Below are 21,418 nucleotides of genomic sequence, written 5' to 3'. Positions count from 1 at the left end.
TCGAAGGAAAACACCGATTATGAACTTTGATCTGAAGAAACTGGATTTGGATGCCGCCGCAAGCGAAAAATGCGACTTGTTGGCTGTTTTGGTGACTGAGGAGTTCAAGGCTGGCAAGGACCCGCTGTCGGCCTTGGCAGGGCAAGCCATCAAGCAAGGTGACTTCAGTGCCAAGCTGGGCAAGGTGCTGCAGTGCTACAACGCGCCTGCAGCCGTTGCCCGGCGTGTGGTGTTGCTGGGGGCGGGTGATGGGTCTGCGCGTGCTGTCCGCCAAGCGGTGCTGTCGCTGTCTTCCTTGCTCAAGGGGCCGCAGGTCAAGCGCATGGTTGTGGCGTCTTCCGCTGCATTGTCGGGTCCCGCTGTCAGCGCCTTGGTCCAGGCCGTGGCCGAGGCCAGCTATGTTTACACCACCACGAAGTCCAAAGCAGAAGCGCGGGCTTTGGTGCGTTGCGTGGTGGGGGTGTTTGATGTCATCAAGGTCCGGTCAGAGTTTGATGAAGGAGTGGCATTGGTTGCCGGCGTTGAGTTTGCCCGTGAATGGGGCAACAGGCCCGCAAACCATGCCACGCCGACGATGTTGGCCGAGGCCGCCAAATCTCTGGCTAAGCAGCCTCGCATCCAATGCAAGGTGCATGGCCCTGCCGAAGTGGCAAAGCTGGGCATGGGCGCGTTCATGGCCGTGGCCCAGGGGGCGGAGCAGCCCCTGCGGTTCATTGAATTGCACTACCGTGGTGCAGCCAAAGACGCCCCGGCCGTGGTGCTGGTGGGCAAAGGGATTACCTTCGACACCGGCGGCATCTCCATCAAGCCTGCAGGCGAGATGGACGAGATGAAGTTCGATATGTGTGGCGCTGCCAGTGTGCTGGGCGTATTCAAGGCCCTGGCTGAGCTGCAGCCCGCATTGAATGTGGTGGGCTTGATCCCTGCGTGCGAGAACATGCCCGACGGCCGCGCCGTAAAACCGGGCGATGTGGTCACCAGCATGAGCGGCCAGACCATCGAGATCTTGAACACCGACGCCGAAGGGCGCTTGGTGTTGTGTGATGCGCTGACGTACGCGGCGCGCTTTAAGCCCGCGGCGCTGATTGACATTGCCACCCTGACTGGCGCCTGCGTGATTGCCCTGGGTGGCGTCCGCAGCGGCCTGTATGCCAACCGCGATGACCTGGCCCTGGCTTTGCAGCAGGCGGGTGATGTGTCGCTGGACCTGTGCTGGCGCATGCCCCTGGACGATGACTATGCCGATGGACTCAAGAGCAATTTTGCTGACATGGGCAATGTGGCTGGGCGGGCTGGTGGCTCTATTACGGCTGCCAAGTTCTTGCAAAAATTTGTGGGGGACATCCCCTGGGCGCACCTGGACATTGCGGGCACCGCTTGGAAGGGGGGTGCGGCCAAGGGCTCTACCGGGCGTCCTGTGGGCTTGTTGTTTCAGTACCTGCTGACGCAGGCCGCAGCAGCTGCTAAAGAAGTCGCAAAAAAACCTGCAGCCAAACCCCGCGCCAAGCCTGTAAAGCGTGCATCGGCCGCCAGCTGAGCCAATGACAGAGATCGCCTTTCACTTCAATGCGCCAGACAAACTGGCCTATGCGTGCCGCTTTGCGCGCAAGGCCCAGCGGGCGGGGGCCCAGCTGGTGATCTTGGCACCCAAACCTGTTTTGGTGGACCTGGATCGCATGCTTTGGTCGGTGTCGCCGCAGGACTTTGTTGCGCACTGCTTCGACGATGCCGACGAAGACCAGTTGGCGGTATCGCCAGTCGTGTTGTCTGCTGAGTTGGGTGCAACACCTCATCAGGACGTGTTGCTCAATTTGGGAGCTCAAGTGCCTGCTGCGTTTGAGCGGTTTTCTCGGCTCATTGAGGTGGTGAGTTCCACGGACGAACAAGACCGGGGCCAAGCGCGGCTGCGATGGAAGCACTACGCGGCGCGTGGCTACGCGATTGTTCGGCACGATTTGGTGTTGAAGGGGGGGTGAAGAATGTCTACGGCACCTCCCAGAGTCCCACCACGCTTTGTTCCGACACTCACCGAAGTGGTGCAAGCCCCATCAGGGCAAAGTGTCGCAGCCCCTACATCGGTGCCGAAACCTCCGCCTGCTTCGGTGGCTCCCTCCACTCCAGGGATTACGGAGAAGGTTTCGGGCACTCCGTTGGTGAGAGGGGGGGCTACAGGTGCTGTTTCTGCTCAGGCGCTCCCTGTGCAGCCAAGCCCGGCTGCTCGGGGTATTTCGGGGGACGGAAAAGGAGGCGCTGTAGGCGCTGTGCGTTCTGCTGCGACGGCCCCGGCCCAGGTATCTGCTGCAGGAGTGGGCGCGCGTGCCTTAGGCTCCTCCAGTCCAGCGGTGGCTTCCCCAGCCCCAATGGCCTTTGCCAAAGAAGCCCGCGCTGATGCTGGTCCGCCCGCCAGATCGTTGCCTGAAGGAACCGAGGAGTACATGGTTCATAGGGTGATGCAGCGCGTGGATGTGGTGCTGGACCAGCGGTTGCGTGAGGCCATCGCCACGGTGGTGCAGGAGCAAACCAGATCGGTGCTGCCACGCTTGCGCGAAGAGATTGAGTCCGTGGTGCGCCACGCGGTGTATGAGGCTGTGGCCGACGAGCTGGCCAGCGGACACTCTGACTTACCTCAAGGATGACAGGGTATACCCCTGTGGTTTCCCCTGCATTTAATCGTGTTCCCTAATGAGCTGGCCTGTAAATTGCGATATGTTCCACTGCGTTGAGACACAAGAAAAATTCTCAGCGTTTATCTTTACTGGAGATTGATATGCAATTGAAGTTGAAACTGACCGTGGTTGCTGCTATCGCAGCGATTTCGAGCCTGGCCGCCGCACAAGAACAAGTGGTCAAGATCGGTCACGTTGCCCCTATGTCTGGTCCTCAGGCTTCCTACGGTAAGGACAATGAGAACGGTGCTCGCATGGCTGTCGAGGATCTCAATGCTCAAGGTATTACCATCGGTGGCAAGAAGATCAAGTTTGAACTGATGGCTGAAGATGACGCTGCTGATCCGAAGCAAGGTACGGCTGCTGCACAAAAACTGTGCGATGCCAAGGTTGCTGGCGTTGTGGGCCATTTGAACTCCGGTACGACCATTCCCGCGTCCAAGGTGTACAACGACTGCGGTATCCCCCACGTCACAGGCGCTGCGACCAATCCCAACCTGACAAAGCCTGGCTACAAGACGACCTTCCGCATCATCGCCAACGACAACGCTCTGGGTGCTGGCTTGGCTTTCTATGCTGTTGACACACTGAAGCTGAAGACTGTTGCGATTGTGGACGACCGCACTGCTTACGGCCAAGGCGTGGCTGATGTGTTCAAGAAGACAGCGGCAGCCAAGGGCATGAAGGTTGTGGACGAACAGTTCACTACCGACAAAGCGACCGACTTCATGGCGATCCTGACGGCCATCAAGTCCAAGAACCCTGATGCTATCTTCTTCGGTGGTATGCACCCTCAGGCTGCTCCTATGCTTCGCCAAATGGAGCAATTGGGGATGGCAAATGTGAAGTATTTCGGTGGCGATGGTATCTGCACCCAAGAAATCATTCAACTCGCAGCTGGCGCTAAAACGCTGGCCAACGTTATTTGTGCAGAAGGTGGCTCATCTATCGCGAAGATGCCAGGTGGTATCGAGTGGAAGAAGCGCTATGACGCCAAGTATCCAGGTCAGTTCCAGATCTACAGCCCCTACACGTACGATGCGACGTTCCTGCTGGTCGATGCAATGAAGCGTGCCAATTCGGTTGATCCTAAGGTCTATACCCCTGAATTGTTGAAGGCGAATTTCAAGGGTGTTACCGCGAACATTTCTTTTGAGCCCAATGGCGAAATCAAGAATCCATCTATGACACTCAGCGTGTACAAGGATGGCAAAAAAGTCGCTTTGAACTAATTCTGTTCAGTAGCCATTAAAACAAAGGCCTTCTGCTGTGTTTCAGCAGAAGGCCTTTACGTTTTCTTGCCCAAGAAGAAATGCAAGATGGCGTTGCGTCGCAGGTCGTAGGGGTTGTTTCAATCCTTAGCGGCGCACTTGCAGTGAACCTGGATTCACGATGTTGGTGGGGGTGCCTTTGATGAAGTTCACTACGTTGTCAAACGCGGCGCCGAAGTACAGCTCATAGCTGTCCTGTTCCACGTACCCAATGTGGGGCGTGCAGATACAGTTTTCCAGCCGCAAAAGGGCATGCCCTTGCAGGATGGGCTCGCTTTCGAAAACGTCCACCGCGGCCATGCCGGGGCGTCCGCGATTGAGCGCAGCAATCAGTGCGTCGGGTTCAACCAACTCGGCTCGGGACGTGTTGACCAGCAGTGCCGTCGGCTTCATGCAGGACAAATCTTCCAAAGAAACAATACTGCGTGTCTCTTCATTCAGCCGCAAGTGCAGGGAGATGACATCGCACTGAGAGAAGAACTCCTCGCGGGTGGTTGCGATCTGGTAGCCATCGGTTAGCGCCTGGGCTCTTGAGGCCTCTCTGCCCCAGATGCGCACATTCATGCCAAATGCGCGGCCATATCCCGCCACCAATTGCCCTATGCGTCCATAGCCCCAAATGCCCAGCGTTTTACCCCTCAGCACCGTTCCAATGCCAAAGTTGGGGGGCATGGACGCGTTTTTGAGTCCTGACTGCTGCCAAGCGCCATGCTTGAGGTTGGCGATGTATTGAGGAAGGCGGCGAGAGGCTGCCATCACCAGTGCCCAAGTCAACTCGGCGGGGGCTACTGGAGAGCCAACGCCTTCTGCCACTGCAATTCCGCGCTCCGTACAGGCCGCCACATCGATATGGCTACCCACTTTGCCAGTTTGCGCAATCAGTTTGAGTCGAGGCAGCTTTTCAACCAACTGGCGGGTGATTTGCGTTCGCTCGCGCACCAGCACGATGATGTCTGCATCACGCAGACGCACCGACAACTGGCCTAACCCCTTGATAGTGTTGGTGTAGACCTTGGCGGTGTAGGCGTCGAGCCGGGTGGCGCAATGGAGCTTGCGCACTGCGTCTTGGTAATCGTCCAAAATCACAATATTCATCCCGATATTGTGCCTTGCCCGCGCGGCCCTCAGGTAGCGCGGTGAACAAACGATGGCGCAGTTAAATGCAACGCGATGTGTGGTGCGGCAGTTTGATCTCTTGGATTTACCAAGGACCGTTTACGGTACCCTGCGAGATCGGAAACAGGCTTGCAGTTGTCAGGCCAAAGTCTCTCGCGCTGCAAGTCTGTCCAGCTCTGCACACACATCGGCCATTCTGCCCGAAATAAACAACTTGTCGAAGCCGTTGTTGCAAGATGAGTGCACAACCCGCAGCACCTGCCGCGCAGGGGGGCGACGCATCGAATGGGTGCTATGGGGCAGTGGGCGATGCGCCAGCTTTGTCTCGGCTGCCGAGCATGCACTTCGGGCTGGAGCATGGGTCTTGGGGTGGTCTGGGCGCTGAGCCTGCGGCGCAGGCGTTTCAAGCACCAAGCCTTGGGCAAACTTGCACGGGTTGGCCCGCTCGCTGCCCAAGGCTGCGTTGCCAATGGCTACTTCACCACCGAGTGGCGCCTGGCCAAGTGCCCTGGGGGCGAGCCAGCGCGACAGCACTTGCAGGGGCGAGGCGAACGAGGAGAGAGTCAAAGATCCAATTCCCATGTGAATACTCCGAAGATCGGTGGATGAACATAGGCAGGATTTCAAAAACACAGCGTCCCCCAGGGCTGACAAGGTGTGGCTACCTCGTCAAACGCCCGCCACCTGAGGGGTTGCGCATCTGGTGTTGGGTTTACATCAGCATCGTGTTTCTGATGAGGCCCACAGCCAATCCCTCGATTTCAAAGGCCTCCCCAGGCTGCACGGTAATGACAGGGTAGTCGGGGTTCTCGGGCAAAAGCTCAACCCCCTTGGCGGTGCGTTTGAGCCGTTTGACGGTGACTTCGTCGCCCAGGCGGGCCACCACAATTTGGCCATTGCGTGCCTCTTTGGTGGCCTGCACTGCCAGCAGGTCGCCGTCCATGATGCCTGCGTCGCGCATGGACATGCCTCGCACCTTGAGGAGGTAATCTGGCTTGTGCTGAAAGAGGCTGTTTTCCACGCAGTAGGTTTGGTCCACATGTTCCTGCGCGAGAATGGGGGAGCCAGCAGCCACGCGCCCAATCAGCGGCAGGAAGAGCTGAGACACTTGCTGCAGCGGTGCCGCAAAGTGCTGCCCTCTGGCGGCATTGATGGCACGAACCGTGTCGCTGCGCAGCCGAATGCCACGCGACGTGCCGCTGACCAACTCGATGACGCCTTTGCGCGCAAGGGCCTGCAGGTGTTCTTCTGCCGCGTTGGCCGACTTGAAACCCAGCTCTGTGGCGATCTCTGCACGGGTAGGGGGGGCCCCTGTGCGTGCGATGGCGGTCTGGATCAAGTCCAGAATCTGTTGTTGCCGGGCCGTGAGTTTGGGGTTGTCGAACATGACTGTGTCTGCGGCTTGCTGAGGGTTTAGGGTTACTGTTTTTTAATCCAGTACCTGTATTTTTCACCAGTTTTTTGGAGTGCGCAAGTGAGTACGCAAAAAATCGTCGTTTTGGGGACGGGCGGCACGATTGCCGGGAAGGCCGCGAGTGCGGAGGACAACGTGGGTTACAAAGCAGCGGAGGTGGGTGTCGCGGACTTGCTGCAAGGCGTGCCGGGGCTGGGCAAGGCGCTGCAAGGGCATGTTTTGGAATCTGAGCAAATTGCCCAGATCGACAGCAAAGACATGGACTGGGACGTGTGGCGTGCGTTGGCGCTGCGCTGCCAGGAGGTGTTGTCAGACCCCCAGGTGAAAGGGGTGGTGATCACCCACGGCACCGACACACTGGAAGAGACGGCGTGGTTTTTGAGTGCGGTGTTGGACACCTCCAAGCCCGTTGTTCTGGTCAGTGCGATGCGGCCGGCCAGTTCCTTGACGCCTGACGGGCCACAGAACTTGCTGGATGCTGTCGCCGTGGTGATCCATCCCGGCGTTGGTGGTGTGTTGGCGGTGGCTGCGGGCGTCGTGCATTCCGCAAAGCAGGTTCACAAGGCATTTCCTTACCGTGTGGACGCTTTCACGTCCGGCGAGGCGGGGCCGTGCGGGTGGGTGGAGGAGGGGCAAGTGCGTTGGGCGCGGGAGCCCGGTGCAGGGTGTCGGGGCGCCCATGCTGCATTGCTGCACAGGATGCCTGCCGCTGCAGACTGGCCCTGGGTGGAGGTGGTGTGCAGTGGGGCGGGCGCCAATGGGCGCGTAGTGGATGCCTTGGTGCAGGCGCGTGTGCAGGGCCTGGTGATCGCCGCTACGGGCAATGGCTCCATCCACCATGCGCTGAAGAAGGCTTTGCTGCGCGCGCAGCAGCAGGGCGTTTGCGTGGTGACCGCTACCCGGTGCGGGCAAGGGCACACGTTGGTGGGGCCCGCAGGCGACTTTGCCGGAGCAGCGGGGCTGTCGCCCATCAAGGCGCGGATTCAACTGATGTTGGACCTGATGTCACGCAATGTGGCGCAGGCTGTGTGATCTGGCACTGCTGCCCCCGTTCGGGCGGGTCTGCGAACGGGGCTGCTGGGCATAGAAAAACCCCTTGCTGCAGCGCTGCGGCAAGGGGTTTTTTCTTGGCGGTTTGCCACCGGGATGGATCGGGGCAGGCGCCCCTCCAAGGTCAGTGGCTCAGCGCTTCAAATGCGCGGGCGGTGATCTCATCCACCGTGCCCGTGCCGCTGATGGCGCGGTACTTGGGGGCCTGCGTGGGCTCTTGTTGTGCCCAGTTGCTGTAGTAGTCCACCAAGGGGCGTGTCTGGTCGCTGTAGACCTGCAGGCGCTTCTTGACGGTTTCTTCCTTGTCGTCGTCGCGCTGGATCAGGTCTTCACCCGTCACATCGTCCTTGCCTTCCACCTTGGGTGGGTTGAACTTGACGTGGTAGGTGCGGCCACTGGCAGGGTGCGAGCGGCGGCCGCTCATGCGCTCCACGATGGCTTCAAAAGGTACGTCGATTTCGAGCACGTAATCCAGCTTGACGCCAGCAGCCTTCATGGCATCGGCTTGGGGAATGGTGCGGGGGAATCCATCGAACAGGAACCCCTTGGCGCAGTCGGGCTGGGCGATGCGCTCTTTGACCAGATTGATGATCAGCTCGTCGCTGACCAGTGCGCCGGCCTTCATCACTGCATCGGCTTGCAGACCCAGGGGCGTGCCGGCCTTGACGGCGGCGCGCAGCATGTCTCCGGTGGAGATTTGAGGAATGCCGTACTTCTGGCAGATGAAGGTGGCTTGCGTGCCCTTTCCGGCGCCAGGCGCGCCCAACAGAATCAGTCTCATGGAGGTCCTCAAGGTTAGAAATCGTGCGGCAGGGCTGGCGGGGGCGTGAAAGTCCGCCCGGGATGCCGTGCTCTCGTTGCGGGCAAGGATAGCATGTGACAGCTTGGTACAGCCTTACGCTGCCGCTGCTTTGGCGACTGTGTTTTCCCGGTGTGCAGCCTGCTCAGTGATGGGGGGCGGCGGGGGCCAGCAAGGCGCGAACTTTTGCCAAATCTTCCGGTGTGTCCACCCCTGGGCCGGGCGCTGTGGCCGCAATGTGTACGGCGATGCGGTGCCCATGCCACAGCGCGCGCAGTTGCTCCAGGGCCTCCACGGTCTCGGTGGGGGCGACGGGCAATTGGGGAAACTGCCGCAGAAAGCCTGCACGGTAGCTGTAGATGCCGACATGGCGCAGCGGCGAAAAGCCTGCGGCGCTGTGGGCCACGGGGCTTGGGGTGGCTGCATCCCACCAGGCGATGTCCGAATGGTCTCGCGACCACGGAATGGGCGCGCGGCTGAAATAGTGGGCCAAGCCCTGGGCATCGAGCACGACCTTGACCACGTTGGGGTTCAGGTAGTCGTCCCTCGATGCGATGGGGTGGGCTGCTGTGCCCATGCTGGCCTGGGCTTGTGTGGCCAGCAGGCCCGCCACGGCGTTGATCAGGGCCGGGTCTATCAAAGGCTCATCGCCCTGCACGTTGACGACGATGTCGTCGCCTTGCAAACCCAGTTGCTCGCAGGCCTGTGCCAAGCGGTCGCTGCCGCTGGCATGGTGTTTGTCGGTCAGCACGGCCTCAATGCCATGCTGTTGGCAGGCTTGCAGAATGAGGGCGTCGTCCGCCGCCACCACCACGCGCTGGGCCTGGCTTTGCTGGGCGCGCTGGGCCACGCGAACCACCATGGGTGTCCCGGCAATGTCGGCCAGCGGCTTGTTGGGCAGCCGTGAGGATGCCAGTCGGGCGGGGATCAGCACGGTGAATGGGGCGCTGCTGATCGCAGCGGAGCTGGGCGAGAGGCCTGGCATCGCTGGCCCGTCGCTCATGCCTCCAGCTCCTCGTCGCTCAGGGGGCGGGCTTCGTTTTCCAGCAACACCGGAATGCCATCGCGCACGGGGTAGGCCAAGCGGGCGCTGCGAGAAACCAGCTCTTGGTTCTCCCGATCAAACGTCAGGGGGCCTTTGGTAACGGGGCATACCAGCAGTTCAAGCAGTTTGGGGTCCATGGCGGTGTGTTCAATCTGAAAAAGCGGCGCGCTCAGCGCGCGAAAGGGTCGGGGGATGATAGCGGCGAAGCCAGGCTGGCCAGCCGTTCCTTCAATTGGCGAAGGAAGCCATCGTCCAGCGTGATCTGCAAGGGCACGGCCAGGGCGTCGGGGTGCTGTTTCCACAGTTTGACAGCGTCTTTTTCAGTGCAAACAAGCACCTCGGGCTGATCAGATATGCGCTGCCAGCTATCAAAATCATAGTGATCTGGCAGAGCTTCCTGGGTGGCCAATGTCAGTCCTGCGGATCTCAGCATGCCAAAGAACAGGCCCGGCTGGCCGATGGCAGCCACTGCGTGCACAGGTTGGCCCTGCAGCGTGCTCAAAGGTACCTGGCGCCCATCTGCCGCCACGGCGTAACTGGCAAGGTGGCGTTGAAGCCCAAAAGTGCTGCCGCTGGCTGGTGCCGTGGCGAGGCTGGGTGGCGGAGCATCACCCGTGTAAAGCACCCAGTCCACCCGCCGGGGCCAAGGCTCGCGCAGGGGGCCTGCGGGCAGCAAAAAGCCGTTGCCTGTGCCGTGGGGGTTAAAGACGCAAATTTCCAGATCGCGCTGCAGCGCCAAGTGCTGCAGGCCATCGTCACAAACCAGTACGTCCACCTCGGGGTGCTGTGCCAGCATAGTGCGGGCCGCCAGGGTGCGCTTGCTGGCGACGTACACCGGCACGCGGCACTGCTGCGCGATCAGCAAGGGCTCATCACCCACCTCGCAGGCCGTCGAGGCGGGTAAAACCGCCAGGCAACCCTGGGTGGTGCGGCCATAGCCGCGAGAGACAACGCCAGGGCGCAGGCCCAGGCTTTGCAGGTGTTGGACCAGCGCCATCACCACCGGCGTTTTGCCGGAGCCCCCGGCCACCACATTGCCCACGACGATCACAGGCCGCCCTGGGTGCTCGGAGTGCAGCAGGCCGGTTTGGTACAGCGCGGCACGGGTCGCCATGAGCGCACGGTACAGCTGAGACACAGGCCACAGGGCCCAACTCAGCGCACTGCGGCGCTGCCACAGGGCGGGCCAGCCCTGGGTGCCACTGATTTTTGGTGGGGATGCGTTTGGCTGCACACCCCCGGGCCGCGAGGCCGAGGAAGGCGGCTGCGGCGTGGGGGTTGCCATGCCGCTCAGCGGTTGCTTGCGCGCGCGCCAGCGGTGGATTGGGTCGCGAAGGTGATTTGTGTCAGGCCCACGCGCCGGGCCGCTTCCATCACGGTCACCACCGACTGGTGGGGCGCCATGGCATCGGCGCTGATGATGACGACGCTGTCTTTGCCTGCGCTGGCGGCGCCGCGCAGGGCCTGGGCCACTGCGTCCACGCTCTTGCCCTCCACGCCGCCCTTGTTGACGGCGTAGCGGCCATCGGCTGCCACGGCAACGATGACCTCCTTGGGGTGGTCGCGTTGCTGCTCGGCATCGGCCACCGGCAGGGTGAGCTTGAGTTCGGTGAACTTGCTGTAGGTGGTGGTCAGCATCAAAAAGATGAGGATCACCAGCAGCACGTCGATGAACGGAATCAGGTTGATTTCCGGCTCATCCTTCGCTCGGGGGCGGAAGTTCATGGGCATACGCTGGGCCGCCTGTTTGCTTACTTGCGGTGGCGCAGAATGTGGCGCACAAACTGCTCAGACGCCAATTCGAGCGTGAGCAGGTAGGCATCGACCCGGCCACGGAAGTAGCGCCAGAAGATCAGCGCCGGGATGGCCACGATCAGGCCAAACGCGGTGTTGTACAGGGCAATGGAAATACCCTGCGCCAGTTGGGCGGGGTTGCCGCCTCCCAGTGCGCCCGTGTTGCCGCCTTGCGAGCCAAAGATCTCGATCATGCCGATCACGGTGCCCAGCAGGCCCAGCAGCGGGGCGGCCGAGGCAATGGTGGCCAGCGCGCTCAGGTACTTCTCCAGGCGGTGGGCCACGGCCCGGCCGCTGCCCTCCATGGTGGCGCGCAGGTCGGTTTCGCTGCACTGGGGGTTGGCGTTGAGCGCACGCAGGCCCGAGGCCAGCACCTCACCCAGGGCCGAGCTTTGGGCCAACTGGTTGACGACGTCCGGGGTGGGCAGCGAGCGGGAGGACACGGTGATGGCCTCGTCCAGCAGTTTGGGGGGGGCGATGCGAGCTGTTTTCAAGGAAACAAAGCGCTCGCAAATCAAGGCCAGAGCCAGGACAGAACAGGCAATGAGGGGCCAAATGGGCCAGCCTGCGGCTTGTATGATGGACAGCAATTCTCTCTCCGCTCAGGTGAAGTCAGTCGGCAATTATGGCCCAGGCAGCTGGCGCTTTGAGGTCACAAACCGTTACGAGAAATCGCCGCCTTCGGTGCGCAGGCCTCGCCCACAAAATCTGTGGATAACTTTGTGGGTAAGCGGGTGGGTATCCCCGCCAAAGCGGCGCCAAATGGGCGTTGCAACAGATTGATGAAAAATTGCACAGCAAAAAATCCATATAAAACAATGACTTGTACGTGTTTGCGTCTTTTGCAGGGTGTTGGCTTGGCCGGGGTGTGTGGCGCTGGTGCGTCGCCCGCGCTGTGGAGTACTTGGGGCCACGCGGCTGCGCCAAGGCCCGTGGTGGCCCATGTTTGAGGCGTCCACCCCCGCAGCCACGCCGCGTGTGTGGGAAGTCGGCGCGCTGTGCCGCGCCATTGCTGATGCGCTGGAGGCGCGCTTCAACCCTGTCGCGGTGCGGGGCGAGATAACCGGCTTCTCGCGCGCATCCAGCGGGCATTGCTATTTCTCGATCAAGGACGCCGCGGGCCAGTTGCGTTGCGCCATGTTCCGCCGTGCGGCCGGGCTGCTTGACTTTTCTCCCAGAGATGGTGAATTGGTCGAGGTGCGTGGTCGTCTGGGGGTCTACGAGGCCCGGGGCGACTTGCAGTTCATTGTGGAGAGCATGCAGCGCGCAGGGCAGGGCGCCCTGTTTGAGCAGTTCTTGCGCCTCAAGGCTCAGCTCGAATCCGAAGGCCTGTTCGACGCGCGGCGCAAGCGCCCCTTGCCGCTGCAGCCGCGCGGCATTGGCTTGGTCACCTCGCTGGGGGCTGCTGCCTTGCACGATGTGGTCACGGCGCTGCGCCGCCGGGTGCCGCACATCCCGGTGGCGTTGATCCCGGCGCAGGTGCAGGGCGCGGCGGCCCCGCAGTCCATGGTGGCTGCGCTGCGGCAGATGTACGCCTGGGCCGAGGGCGCGGGTGCGCCTTGGGGCCCCGAGCCAGGGGGCACCGTCCCTATCGACGTCATCCTGCTGGTGCGGGGCGGCGGGTCGATGGAGGACCTGTGGGCCTTCAATGATGAGCAACTGGCGCGCACCGTGGTGCAAAGCCCTGTGCCCCTGGTCAGCGGTGTGGGGCACGAGACCGACTTCACCATTGCCGACTTCTGCGCCGATTTGCGTGCGCCCACGCCCACGGCGGCGGCCGAGCTGGTGGCGCAGCCGCGCGAGGTGTGGCTGGGCGCGCTGGACCTGCTCGCCGACCGCCTGGACACCGCCGTGCAGCGCCAGCTGGACGCACGCCACCAGCGGCTGGACCAAGCCGCGCAGCGGCTGGGGCGCCCGTCGGGCCTGGCTGCGCGCGAGCAACTGCGCCTGGCCCGCTGCGCACAGCGCATGCGCCATGGCATGCTATTGAATTTAGAGCGGCTAGCGCTTAAACACAAAGCGCTAGAGGCCGATTTGCCTATCAAAGTGACCCGCCAGCTCGCGCAGCAGTCTGACCGGCTGGAGCGCGCACGTATGCAGCTGGAGCTGCTGAACCCGCAACTGGTGCTGCAGCGCGGCTACGCCTTGCTGACCGACAGCGATGGCCACACCGTCACAGGTGTGGGCCAGGCCCGCCCGGGCGATGCGCTGCGGGCCACGCTGGCCGATGGGGTGCTGGACTTGACGGTGGGGCAGCCGCGCCTGTTGTGAGGGTTGTGGGCGCGCAGCGCTTGCGGCCATGCGGTGTTGCGATGTATCTCCACTTCTCTGCACAAGGCTATTGATCTTCCTACAATGCCACGTCGCGTCAAATTGCGCGCCAGGCGTGGGGCGGCTTGCCTGCCAAGCCGCCGCCCACCTTCCAGCATTGCAAACCACGAGGAAACACCACCATGGAACATACCCTTCCCCCGCTGCCTTACGCCATCGACGCCCTGGCCCCCCACTACAGCAAGGAAACGCTGGAGTTTCACCATGGCAAGCACCACAACGCCTATGTGGTGAACCTGAACAACCTGCAAAAGGGCACTGAGTTCGAGTCGCTGTCGCTCGAAGAGATCATCAAGAAGTCGTCCGGCGGCATCTACAACAACGCAGCCCAGATCTGGAACCACACCTTCTTCTGGAACTGCATGGCCCCGAACGGTGGCGGCGAACCCACAGGCGCCCTGGCCGACGCCATCAACGCCAAGTTCGGCTCCTACGCTGCTTTCAAGGAAGCCTTCGTCAAGAGCGCCGTGGGCAACTTTGGCTCCGGCTGGACCTGGCTGGTGAAGAAGGCCGACGGCAGCGTTGACATCGTCAACACCGGCGCCGCTGGCACGCCCCTGACGACCGCCGACAAGGCTCTGCTGACGGTGGACGTGTGGGAACACGCCTACTACATCGACTACCGCAACCTGCGTCCCAAGTTTGTGGAAACCTTCCTGGACAAGCTGGTCAACTGGAAGTTTGCCGAAGCCAACTTCGCCTGATTTCGCTTGATGCCTGGTTTCATCCGGGCATAAAAAAACGGCCGCAAGGCCGTTTTTTTATGGGCAAAGCCTGCGCAGCCATGGGCTGGCGGCTTGTTTGCCGTTTGTGGATTGGCCGGTTATTTCTTGGTGCTGAACACCGCAGCGCTCACCAGCTTGCTGCCTGGCTTGATGCCTTTTTGGGCAAACCAGCCCTGGTTCATTTCCAGCACGTAGCGCACCGGCTTGGCCGAGCAGTGCGAGTCCTCGGTCTGTGGCTTCATGTCGGCCAGGTTCACGATGGTGCCGTCATCGGCCACAAAGGCCGCCGTCAGCGGCAGCAGCGTGTTCTTCATCCAGAAGCACTGCGTGGCGGGCTGCTCAAAGACAAACAGCATGCCCTCGTGCACTGGCATTTCCTTGCGGTGCATCAGGCCGGTTTGGCGCTCCTGCGGGGCTGCAGCCACCTGGGCATCGATGCGGTGCATGCCTGCGGTGATTTCCACGCGCTGCAGATTCATCTGGGGCTGGTTTTGGGCGCTGGCTGGCAGCGCAGCAGCCAAGGTGATCAGGCCTGCGATCAGCAGCCGGGGGGAAGAGAGCAAAGGACTTGGCATGGGGTCTTTGGATTCAGGCAGTTGGCGGGGTGAGGGCGCAAAGATGGCTCGTTGCGCAGCATGCTGGGCATTTTGATCCAAGTTGGGGAGGCTTCGATGAAACGGCTTGGCAACACACTGTGCTGGCGCTTGGAGGCGGCTGCGCGCCACAGGTTCCGCAAGGCGACACAGGGTGCACGTGGCCTGACAAGGGGTGCTGAGAACGGGCCTAAAATGAAAAATGGGCCGCGCAGGTGGCACCCTCTCAATCCTTGGCTGAGCCCGACTCAGTCCTCACCGGAGACCTCCGTACATGACCGCTTTCCAGCACATCCAGGTTCCTGCCGAGGGGCAGAAGATCACCGTCAACGCCGACATGTCGCTGAACGTGCCCGACCAGCCCATCATCCCTTTCATTGAAGGCGATGGCGTGGGCCGTGACATCACGCCCGTGATGATCAAGGTGGTGGATGCAGCTGTGGCCAAGTCGTACGGCGGCCAGCGCAAGATCCAGTGGATGGAAGTGTTCGCGGGCGAAAAAGCCACCCGCATCTATGGCCCCGACGTGTGGCTGCCCGACGAGACTCTGCAGGCGGTGCGCGACTATGTGGTGTCCATCAAGGGCCCGCTCACCACGCCCGTGGGCGGCGGCATCCGTTCACTGAACGTGGCCCTGCGCCAAGAGCTGGACTTGTACGTGTGCCTGCGCCCCGTGCAGTACTTCAAGGGCGTGCCGTCGCCCCTCAAAGAGCCCGAGAAGACCAACATGGTCATCTTCCGCGAGAACTCGGAAGACATCTACGCAGGCATTGAATTTCCCGCCGAATCCGACAAGGCCAAGAAGCTCATCGCGTTCTTGCAGAACGAGCTGGGCGCCACCAAAATCCGCTTCCCCAACACCTCGGGCATCGGCATCAAGCCCGTCTCGCGCGAGGGCACGGAGCGCCTGGTGCGCAAGGCCATCCAGTACGCCATCGACCACAACAAGCCCAACGTGACCATCGTGCACAAGGGCAACATCATGAAGTACACCGAAGGGGGCTTCCGCGACTGGGCCTACGCCCTGGCGCAGAAGGAGTTCGGTGCCGAGCTGATCGACGGCGGCCCATGGTGCAAGTTTGCCAACCCCAACACGGGCAAGGAAATCACCATCAAGGACAGCATTGCCGATGCCTTCCTGCAGCAGATTTTGCTGCGCCCTGCCGAGTACTCGGTGGTGGCCACGCTCAACTTGAACGGCGACTACATCTCTGACGCGCTGGCCGCGCAGGTGGGCGGCATCGGCATTGCGCCGGGCGCCAACATGTCCGACTCGGTCGCCTGCTTTGAAGCCACCCATGGCACCGCGCCCAAATACGCGGGCAAGGACTATGTGAACCCCGGCTCCGAAATCCTCTCGGCCGAGATGATGCTGCGCCACATGGGCTGGAAGGAAGCGGCCGACCTGATCCTGAAGTCGCTGGAAAAAGCCATTGGCAGCAAGAAAGTGACGTATGACTTTGCCCGCCTGATGGATGGCGCCACGCAGGTGAGCTGCTCGGGCTTTGGTCAGGTGATGATCGACCAGATGTGAGGTGCATGCGGGCTGGCTTTGGCAAATCCCGCCGCCTGCAGAACAGGCTTCACAGCAAAAGCCCCCTGCAGTCCATGACTGCAGGGGGCTTTTATTATTTTTGGCCTCCAGCGCTTGATGGACAAGCGCAAGCAGCTATTTTATTGATAGCAATCAGTGGCCAGCCTGTGTCTCCGCTTTGAGCCCAATTCTCCGTGTCGCCACCGCAGCCGCCAAGTGTTCGTCATGGGTCACCAGCATCAGCGCGGCACCGGTCTCTTGGGTGGCGCTCAGCAGGATGTGCATGGCCTCTTGCTGCGTGATCGGGTCCAGGCGCGAGGTGGGCTCGTCGGCAAACAACAGCGCAGGCTGCGCCACCAGCACGCGGGCCAGGGCAATGCGCTGCAGCTCGCCGCCCGACACTTGCTCGGGCTTGCGCTCCAGCAGGCTCTCAGGCACGCGCAGTTGCTCCAGCCGCCGCTGCACCGCTTTCCACTCGCAGCGGTGCAGCCGGGCGGCATCGCGCAGTGACTGGGCCAGGCTGATGTGCGGGGCAAACGAACCCACCGGGTCCTGGTACAGCTTCTGGAACGCATGCGGGCGCAGGCCTGCATTGCGGGCCACGCGGCCCGTGTCGGGCCGCAGCAGGCCCAGCAGCACATTGCCCAGCGTGCTCTTGCCTGTGCCGCTGGGGCCTTGCACGGCCACGCGCTCGCCGCTGTGAATGTGCAGGTCCATGGGCGCAAACAGCTGCTGCGCGCCATAGGCTTTGGAAATACCCTGCGCCTGCACCACGCGCTCGCCCACCTGCGGCGCGGCAAACGGCAGCCAGCGGGCCGGGTCGGCGTCCATCAACTGGCGGGTGAAGGGGTGCGCGGGCTGCGCCACCACCTCGTCGATGCGGCCTTGTTCCACCGCCTGCCCGTGCCGCAGCACGATGACCTGGCCGCCCAGCGCCTGCGCCACGGCCATGTCGTGGGTGATGGCCAGCAGGCAGCCGCCCGCTTGCAGCACGCCACGGAACAGCGCCACCGTGCGGTCACGCCAGTGGTTGTCCAGCCCCTTGGTGGGCTCGTCCACCATCAGCACCGGTGCACCGCCTGCCAGGGTGATGGCAGCCACCGCCCGCTGCGCCATGCCGCCCGACAGTTGCCAGGGGTAGTGCCCTGTGGCCTGGCCCAGGCCAGCGCGGGCCAGCTCTTGCTGCGCACGTTCAGCGGCATCGGCAGGCGGCTGCGCGTGCAGCAGGGCATAGACCTCGGCCAGTTGCGGCGCCACGCGCTGAAAGGGGTTGAGGGCCACCGACGGCTCCTGCGGCAGCAGGGCCAGCTTGCGGCCCCACAGGGCGCGGCGGGCGCTGGCGTCTTCGGCAAGGGTCGTCACGCCGTCGATGGTGATGGCGCCCGATGCCCGCAGTGCAGGCGGCAGGTTGCCCATGATGGCCTGGGCCAGCAGCGACTTGCCCGCGCCGCTTTCACCCACCAGGCTCAGCGCCTCGCCGGCATGCAGCCGGAACGAAATGCCCTGCAGCAGGGCGCGGTCGCCCACATGGATGGCCAGGTTGTCCACCACCAGCAGGGCGGTGGTGGCATGGGTTGGTTGGGTTGCGTGGATTGCTTGGGTCATGCGGCCTCCCGCTCGGGTTGGATGAGCATCATGGCGGCTACCAGCCACAGCAGCACGGCAGTGGGGGCGGCGATCAGCCACGGGGCTTCTTCGTAATAAGGCATGGCCTCGGTGATCATCAGGCCCAGCTCGGCCGTAGGGGCCTGTGCGCCCACGCCCACAAAGCCCAGCGCCGCCAGCGCCAGCACCGCCTGCGCGGTGGTGAAGGCCAGCAGCGTGCCCAGTGTGGGCGCCAGCGCGGGCAGCAGGTGGCGGCGCAGCACATACGCCCGGCCAAAGCCCAGCAGGCGCGATGCCTGCACCGCATCGCCCGCCAGCACGGGCCGCGCCATGGCGCGGCACACGCGAAAGTATTCGACCCACAGCGCAGTCGCCATGCCCACATACAGCGCCCACAGCTGGCCGGGGGCCAGCGCCGCAATCAGCAGCACCAGCAGCAGGCCAGGAATGGCCAGCACCGCGTCGGCCAGCATGAGCAGCATCCGCTCGGTGCGCCCGCCGCGCCACGCGGCCAGTACGCCCAGCAGGGTGCCGGGCACGGCCGCACTCAAGGCCGCCAGCAGCGCCATACCTAATGAGAGCTGCGTGGCATGCGCCAGCCGCGCCAGCCACGAGCGGCCTAGCACATCCGTGCCCAGCCAGTGCGCTGCGCCGGGGTGGGCCAGCTGGTTGCGCAGGTTCTGCTCAATGGGGCTGGCGCCCACCAGCCAGGGGCCCAGCAGCGCCCACAGGGCCAGCAGCCCCATCAGCACCAGGCCCGTGCGTTGCTGCCACGAAGCAGCGGGTTTTGCTGTGCCCATGGAGGGCCGTGACAGTGGCGGTGTGGCCGCAGCCACCTCCGCAGGGGTGGTCGTCATCGTATGCGGTGCGGTCATGCGGCCACCCCCCGTTGTTGGCGTGGGTCCAGCGCCACGCAGGCTGCATCGAGCAGCAGATTGAACACCACAAACAGCAGCGCCATCGCCAGCGCCGCGCCTTGCACCACGGGGATGTCGCGCCCAAAGATGGCGTGCACCAGCGCATGGCCAATACCGGGCCAGGCAAACAGCGTCTCTACCACCAGCGCGCCTTCCACCAAAAACAGCGTCTGCACGCCCAGGTAGGCCACCACGGGCACCGCGGCGGCGCGCAGGCCGTGGCGCAGCACGGCTTGCAGGTCGCTCAGCCCCTTGGTGCGGGCAAATTCAAACGCGGGCGATTGGGCCACCTCTTGCATGGCACTGCGCGTGACGCGGGCAAGGCCTGCACCCAGGCCCAGGCCCAGCGCCATCGCAGGCAGCACCAGGCTGGCGCTGTCGTCGTCGCCCGCCACGGGCAAAAAGCCCCAGTGCACTGCCACCAGCAGCATCAGCAGCACCGACAGCAAAAACGGCGGCGTGCCACGCAGCACCACGGCCAGCGCCCAACTGGCGCGGTCGGCCACACCCCCGGGACGCAGGCCTGCCCACAGGCCCAGGGGCACCCCCACGGCCAGGGCCACCGCCAGCGCGGCGGCAGACAGGCGCAGCGTGGCGCCCAGGTGGTGGGCCACCTCCACCCACACCGGCCGCTGGGTGATGAGCGACTGGCCCAGGTTCAGCGTGGCCATGTCGCGCCACCAGCCCAGCAGGCCTTGCAGGGCGCTCTGGTTCAGCCCCAGCTCGGCGCGCACCGTGTCGGCTGCCGCGCCGCTGACCAGGTCCAGCCCATAGCGGCTGGCGGCCACGCGCATGGCCAGGTCGCCCGGCAGCGCGCGCACCATAAAAAAGCACAGCGTGCCGATGATGAGCGCCAGCGCCACCACCTGCAGACCGCGCCGCCCCAGCATGTGCAGCCAGGGGTTGCGAAGGGAAAGATTCATGCGTTGCTCCAATGCATCTCAGTGAGCCGGTAGTTGCGCTCCAGCGGGTCCAGCGACACGCCTTGCAGGCGGCGGTTCACGGCCACGTGCTGGCGGTACCAGGCGATGGGGATGACGGGTAGTTCGTCTTGCAGCGTTTGCGTGACGGTGGCGCGCAGCGCCTGCGCACGGCGCGCATCGGGCGTGCTGCGCATCAGCTCGGCCAGGGCTTGCACCACGGCATCGCTGTGCCAGCCCATGGCGCCCCAGTCGCCGCCTTGGGCAGAAAAATCGCCCGCCAGCGTGCCCGCCGGGTCGGGCACATTGGTGTAGTTGCGTGCAGCCAGGGCCAGCTGCAGCGTGCCGTCGCGGTGGCCCATGGGGATGTCGCCCGAGTTGCCGATCTGCACCTTCACGGCAATGCCCGCCAGGCGCCACTGCTCTTGTAGGGCGGTGGCCACCAGCGGCAGTTCGGGGCGGTCTAAAAAGGTGCGTATCGCCAAGGTCAGCGGCTGCCCGTCTGGCCCGCGCAGGCCGTCGGCGTGGCGCTGCCAGCCCGCTTCGCGCAGCAGGCGCTGGGCGGTTTCGGGGTCGTGCCGCAGCGGGGGCAGGGTCGGGTGGTGCCAGTCGGCCAGCGTGGGGGGCAGCAGCTGCGTGGCGGCCAGGGCTTCGTCGCCCATCAGGGCCTGGGCAATGCCTGCACGGTCAATGCTCAGGCTCAGCGCCTGGCGCACGCGCACGTCTTGCAGGCCGGGCAGCGTGGCATTGAGCTTGACGATGACGGTGCGCGGCAGCGTGACCGACGAAATGCCCACCTTGGCATGGCGCTTGAGCCGCCGCAGGCTGGCCGGGTCCAGCCCATAGGCCAGGTGGGCCTGGCCGCCTTCCACCATCAGCGCCCGCGTTTCGGCGCGGCCAGCGGCCAGGTAGGCCACGCTGCGTATCGCAGGGGCGGGCGTGGAGGCGGGGCGGTCATAGTCGTCAAACGCCTCGGTCTCCACCTGCTGGGGCGGCACCAGCTTGGCGATGCGATAGGGGCCGCTGCCAATGATGCGCTGCACCTTGCCGTCTGCGCCATAGCTCTCGGGCGCCAGCACCAGCGTGCTGTAGTGCGCCAACTGGGCGGCCAGGGCGTTGTGCGGGCGGGCCAGGCGAATGCGCAGTGCGCCATCCCCCTCGGCGGTGATGGCGGTGATGGGCGCGTTGCTGAGCAAGGCGGGCGCCTTTTGGGCGCGCTGCAGGCTTTGCACCACGGCCTGCGCGGTGACCCGGTTGCCGTTGTGAAAGCGCGCACCGGGCCGCAGCGTGAACTGCCAGGCCAGCCCATCGGCAGACACCTGCCAGCGCTCGGCCAGCGCGGGCTGCGGGCGGCCGTTGTCGCTGGCGCCCAGCAGGGTTTCGCACACCTGCAGGTTCAGCAGCATGAAGCCGCTGCTGGCGGGTGAGAGGCTGGTGAACTCCCACGGGCCCACGATTTGCAAGGTGGCCGGGACTGCGCCGCCCTGGGCCAGCGCCCAGGGGGCCGCGCCTGCGGTAATGCAGGCGCTGGCCGTTTGCAGCGCAGCGCGGCGTGTGCAGCCCTGCGGTGGCGGGGCGGGCTTGAAGCCGTGTTTCAAAAAAATCTCCTGGTTTGTGTTTGAGAGAGGTTGGGCGGCG

General features: G+C 63.7%; 21 protein-coding genes. 8 read left to right on the top strand and 13 right to left on the bottom strand.

The features are described 5' to 3' along the window. The first annotated feature begins 19 nt into the window (after positions 1-19). The 4 genes from CLU88_RS04850 (at position 20) to CLU88_RS04830 (ending at position 3,898) form a co-directional block, all read left to right on the top strand. Entirely contained in the window at positions 20-1,537 is a 1,518-nt protein-coding gene (locus CLU88_RS04850; protein ID WP_099655622.1) for a leucyl aminopeptidase, read from the top strand. 4 nt (positions 1,538-1,541) lie between these two features. After that, complete coding sequence (locus tag CLU88_RS04845) at positions 1,542-1,976, top strand: DNA polymerase III subunit chi (protein WP_099655621.1); 435 nt, start codon at positions 1,542-1,544, stop codon at positions 1,974-1,976. 459 nt (positions 1,977-2,435) lie between these two features. Next, positions 2,436-2,636 (top strand): hypothetical protein, encoded by a 201-nt coding sequence (locus CLU88_RS04835; protein WP_099655619.1) that lies wholly within the window; start codon positions 2,436-2,438, stop codon positions 2,634-2,636. A 131-nt stretch (positions 2,637-2,767) separates the two neighbouring features. Next, positions 2,768-3,898 (top strand): branched-chain amino acid ABC transporter substrate-binding protein, encoded by a 1,131-nt coding sequence (locus tag CLU88_RS04830; RefSeq protein ID WP_099655618.1) that lies wholly within the window; start codon positions 2,768-2,770, stop codon positions 3,896-3,898. 126 nt (positions 3,899-4,024) lie between these two features. On the opposite strand, the gene CLU88_RS04825 is transcribed toward CLU88_RS04830, so the two are convergent. Continuing rightward, positions 4,025-5,032 carry a D-2-hydroxyacid dehydrogenase family protein gene (locus tag CLU88_RS04825; RefSeq protein ID WP_099655617.1) on the bottom strand — a complete coding sequence of 336 codons (1,008 nt, stop codon included), beginning with the start codon at positions 5,030-5,032 and terminating at the stop codon, positions 4,025-4,027. 733 nt (positions 5,033-5,765) lie between these two features. Continuing rightward, positions 5,766-6,440, bottom strand: coding sequence for a transcriptional repressor LexA (gene lexA, locus CLU88_RS04820; protein WP_099655616.1), 675 nt, complete (start codon positions 6,438-6,440; stop codon positions 5,766-5,768). Positions 6,441-6,527: 87 nt separating this feature from the next. On the opposite strand from lexA, the gene CLU88_RS04815 reads away from it, so the two are divergent. Next, complete coding sequence (locus CLU88_RS04815; protein ID WP_233205374.1) at positions 6,528-7,499, top strand: asparaginase; 972 nt, start codon at positions 6,528-6,530, stop codon at positions 7,497-7,499. Between the two features lie 142 nt (positions 7,500-7,641). Here the strand turns inward: CLU88_RS04815 and adk are convergent, their stop codons facing one another. From adk to CLU88_RS04785, 6 genes are all read right to left on the bottom strand, one after another. Continuing rightward, positions 7,642-8,298, bottom strand: coding sequence for an adenylate kinase (gene adk, locus CLU88_RS04810; RefSeq protein WP_099655614.1), 657 nt, complete (start codon positions 8,296-8,298; stop codon positions 7,642-7,644). 163 nt (positions 8,299-8,461) lie between these two features. After that, positions 8,462-9,319: a 3-deoxy-manno-octulosonate cytidylyltransferase gene (gene kdsB / locus CLU88_RS04805; protein WP_369827597.1), complete on the bottom strand. Its 858-nt coding sequence runs from the start codon at positions 9,317-9,319 to the stop codon at positions 8,462-8,464. Next, a complete protein-coding gene (locus tag CLU88_RS04800) occupies positions 9,316-9,498 on the bottom strand; it encodes a Trm112 family protein (protein ID WP_099655612.1) in 183 nt (60 codons plus the stop codon). The genes kdsB and CLU88_RS04800 overlap by 4 nt, the downstream gene beginning before the upstream one ends. A 32-nt stretch (positions 9,499-9,530) precedes the next feature. Next, a complete protein-coding gene (lpxK, locus tag CLU88_RS04795; RefSeq protein ID WP_099655611.1) occupies positions 9,531-10,646 on the bottom strand; it encodes a tetraacyldisaccharide 4'-kinase in 1,116 nt (371 codons plus the stop codon). 5 nt (positions 10,647-10,651) lie between these two features. After that, positions 10,652-11,086: a biopolymer transporter ExbD gene (locus CLU88_RS04790; RefSeq protein WP_099658657.1), complete on the bottom strand. Its 435-nt coding sequence runs from the start codon at positions 11,084-11,086 to the stop codon at positions 10,652-10,654. Positions 11,087-11,112: 26 nt separating this feature from the next. After that, positions 11,113-11,745 (bottom strand): MotA/TolQ/ExbB proton channel family protein, encoded by a 633-nt coding sequence (locus CLU88_RS04785; protein WP_099655610.1) that lies wholly within the window; start codon positions 11,743-11,745, stop codon positions 11,113-11,115. 352 nt (positions 11,746-12,097) lie between these two features. Here CLU88_RS04785 and xseA point away from each other — a divergent pair, with 352 nt between their 5' ends. Beyond that, positions 12,098-13,426, top strand: coding sequence for an exodeoxyribonuclease VII large subunit (gene xseA, locus CLU88_RS04780; RefSeq protein WP_099655609.1), 1,329 nt, complete (start codon positions 12,098-12,100; stop codon positions 13,424-13,426). Between the two features lie 182 nt (positions 13,427-13,608). Further along, positions 13,609-14,190 carry a superoxide dismutase gene (locus CLU88_RS04775; RefSeq protein WP_099655608.1) on the top strand — a complete coding sequence of 194 codons (582 nt, stop codon included), beginning with the start codon at positions 13,609-13,611 and terminating at the stop codon, positions 14,188-14,190. A gap of 119 nt (positions 14,191-14,309) precedes the next feature. Here CLU88_RS04775 and CLU88_RS04770 read toward each other — a convergent pair whose 3' ends face one another. Beyond that, the gene (locus CLU88_RS04770; RefSeq protein ID WP_099658656.1) at positions 14,310-14,786 is read right to left on the bottom strand and encodes a DUF192 domain-containing protein; all 477 of its coding nucleotides are present in this window, start codon (positions 14,784-14,786) and stop codon (positions 14,310-14,312) included. A 292-nt stretch (positions 14,787-15,078) separates the two neighbouring features. Between CLU88_RS04770 and icd the strand changes: the two genes are divergently transcribed. Next, positions 15,079-16,338 carry an NADP-dependent isocitrate dehydrogenase gene (gene icd / locus CLU88_RS04765; protein WP_099655607.1) on the top strand — a complete coding sequence of 420 codons (1,260 nt, stop codon included), beginning with the start codon at positions 15,079-15,081 and terminating at the stop codon, positions 16,336-16,338. A 153-nt stretch (positions 16,339-16,491) separates the two neighbouring features. On the opposite strand, the gene CLU88_RS04760 is transcribed toward icd, so the two are convergent. The 4 genes from CLU88_RS04760 to CLU88_RS04745 are packed head-to-tail and all read right to left on the bottom strand — an operon-like array spanning position 16,492 to position 21,378. After that, on the bottom strand, positions 16,492-17,943 hold the full coding sequence (locus CLU88_RS04760; protein WP_099655606.1) for an ABC transporter ATP-binding protein: 1,452 nt from the start codon (positions 17,941-17,943) through the stop codon (positions 16,492-16,494). After that, entirely contained in the window at positions 17,940-18,818 is an 879-nt protein-coding gene (locus tag CLU88_RS04755; protein ID WP_369827596.1) for an ABC transporter permease, read from the bottom strand. The genes CLU88_RS04760 and CLU88_RS04755 overlap by 4 nt, the downstream gene beginning before the upstream one ends. After that, positions 18,815-19,783: an ABC transporter permease gene (locus CLU88_RS04750; protein WP_099655604.1), complete on the bottom strand. Its 969-nt coding sequence runs from the start codon at positions 19,781-19,783 to the stop codon at positions 18,815-18,817. The genes CLU88_RS04755 and CLU88_RS04750 overlap by 4 nt, the downstream gene beginning before the upstream one ends. Further along, entirely contained in the window at positions 19,780-21,378 is a 1,599-nt protein-coding gene (locus CLU88_RS04745; protein ID WP_233205373.1) for an ABC transporter substrate-binding protein, read from the bottom strand. Before CLU88_RS04745 ends, CLU88_RS04750 begins: the two co-directional genes overlap by 4 nt. Positions 21,379-21,418: the final 40 nt, after the last annotated feature.

This window comes from Acidovorax sp. 56, from assembly GCF_002749705.1.
Taxonomy (GTDB): Bacteria; Pseudomonadota; Gammaproteobacteria; order Burkholderiales; family Burkholderiaceae_C; genus Acidovorax.
Note: the sequence above shows the minus strand (reverse complement) of the source record. Positions and strands in the feature narration are given on the sequence as shown.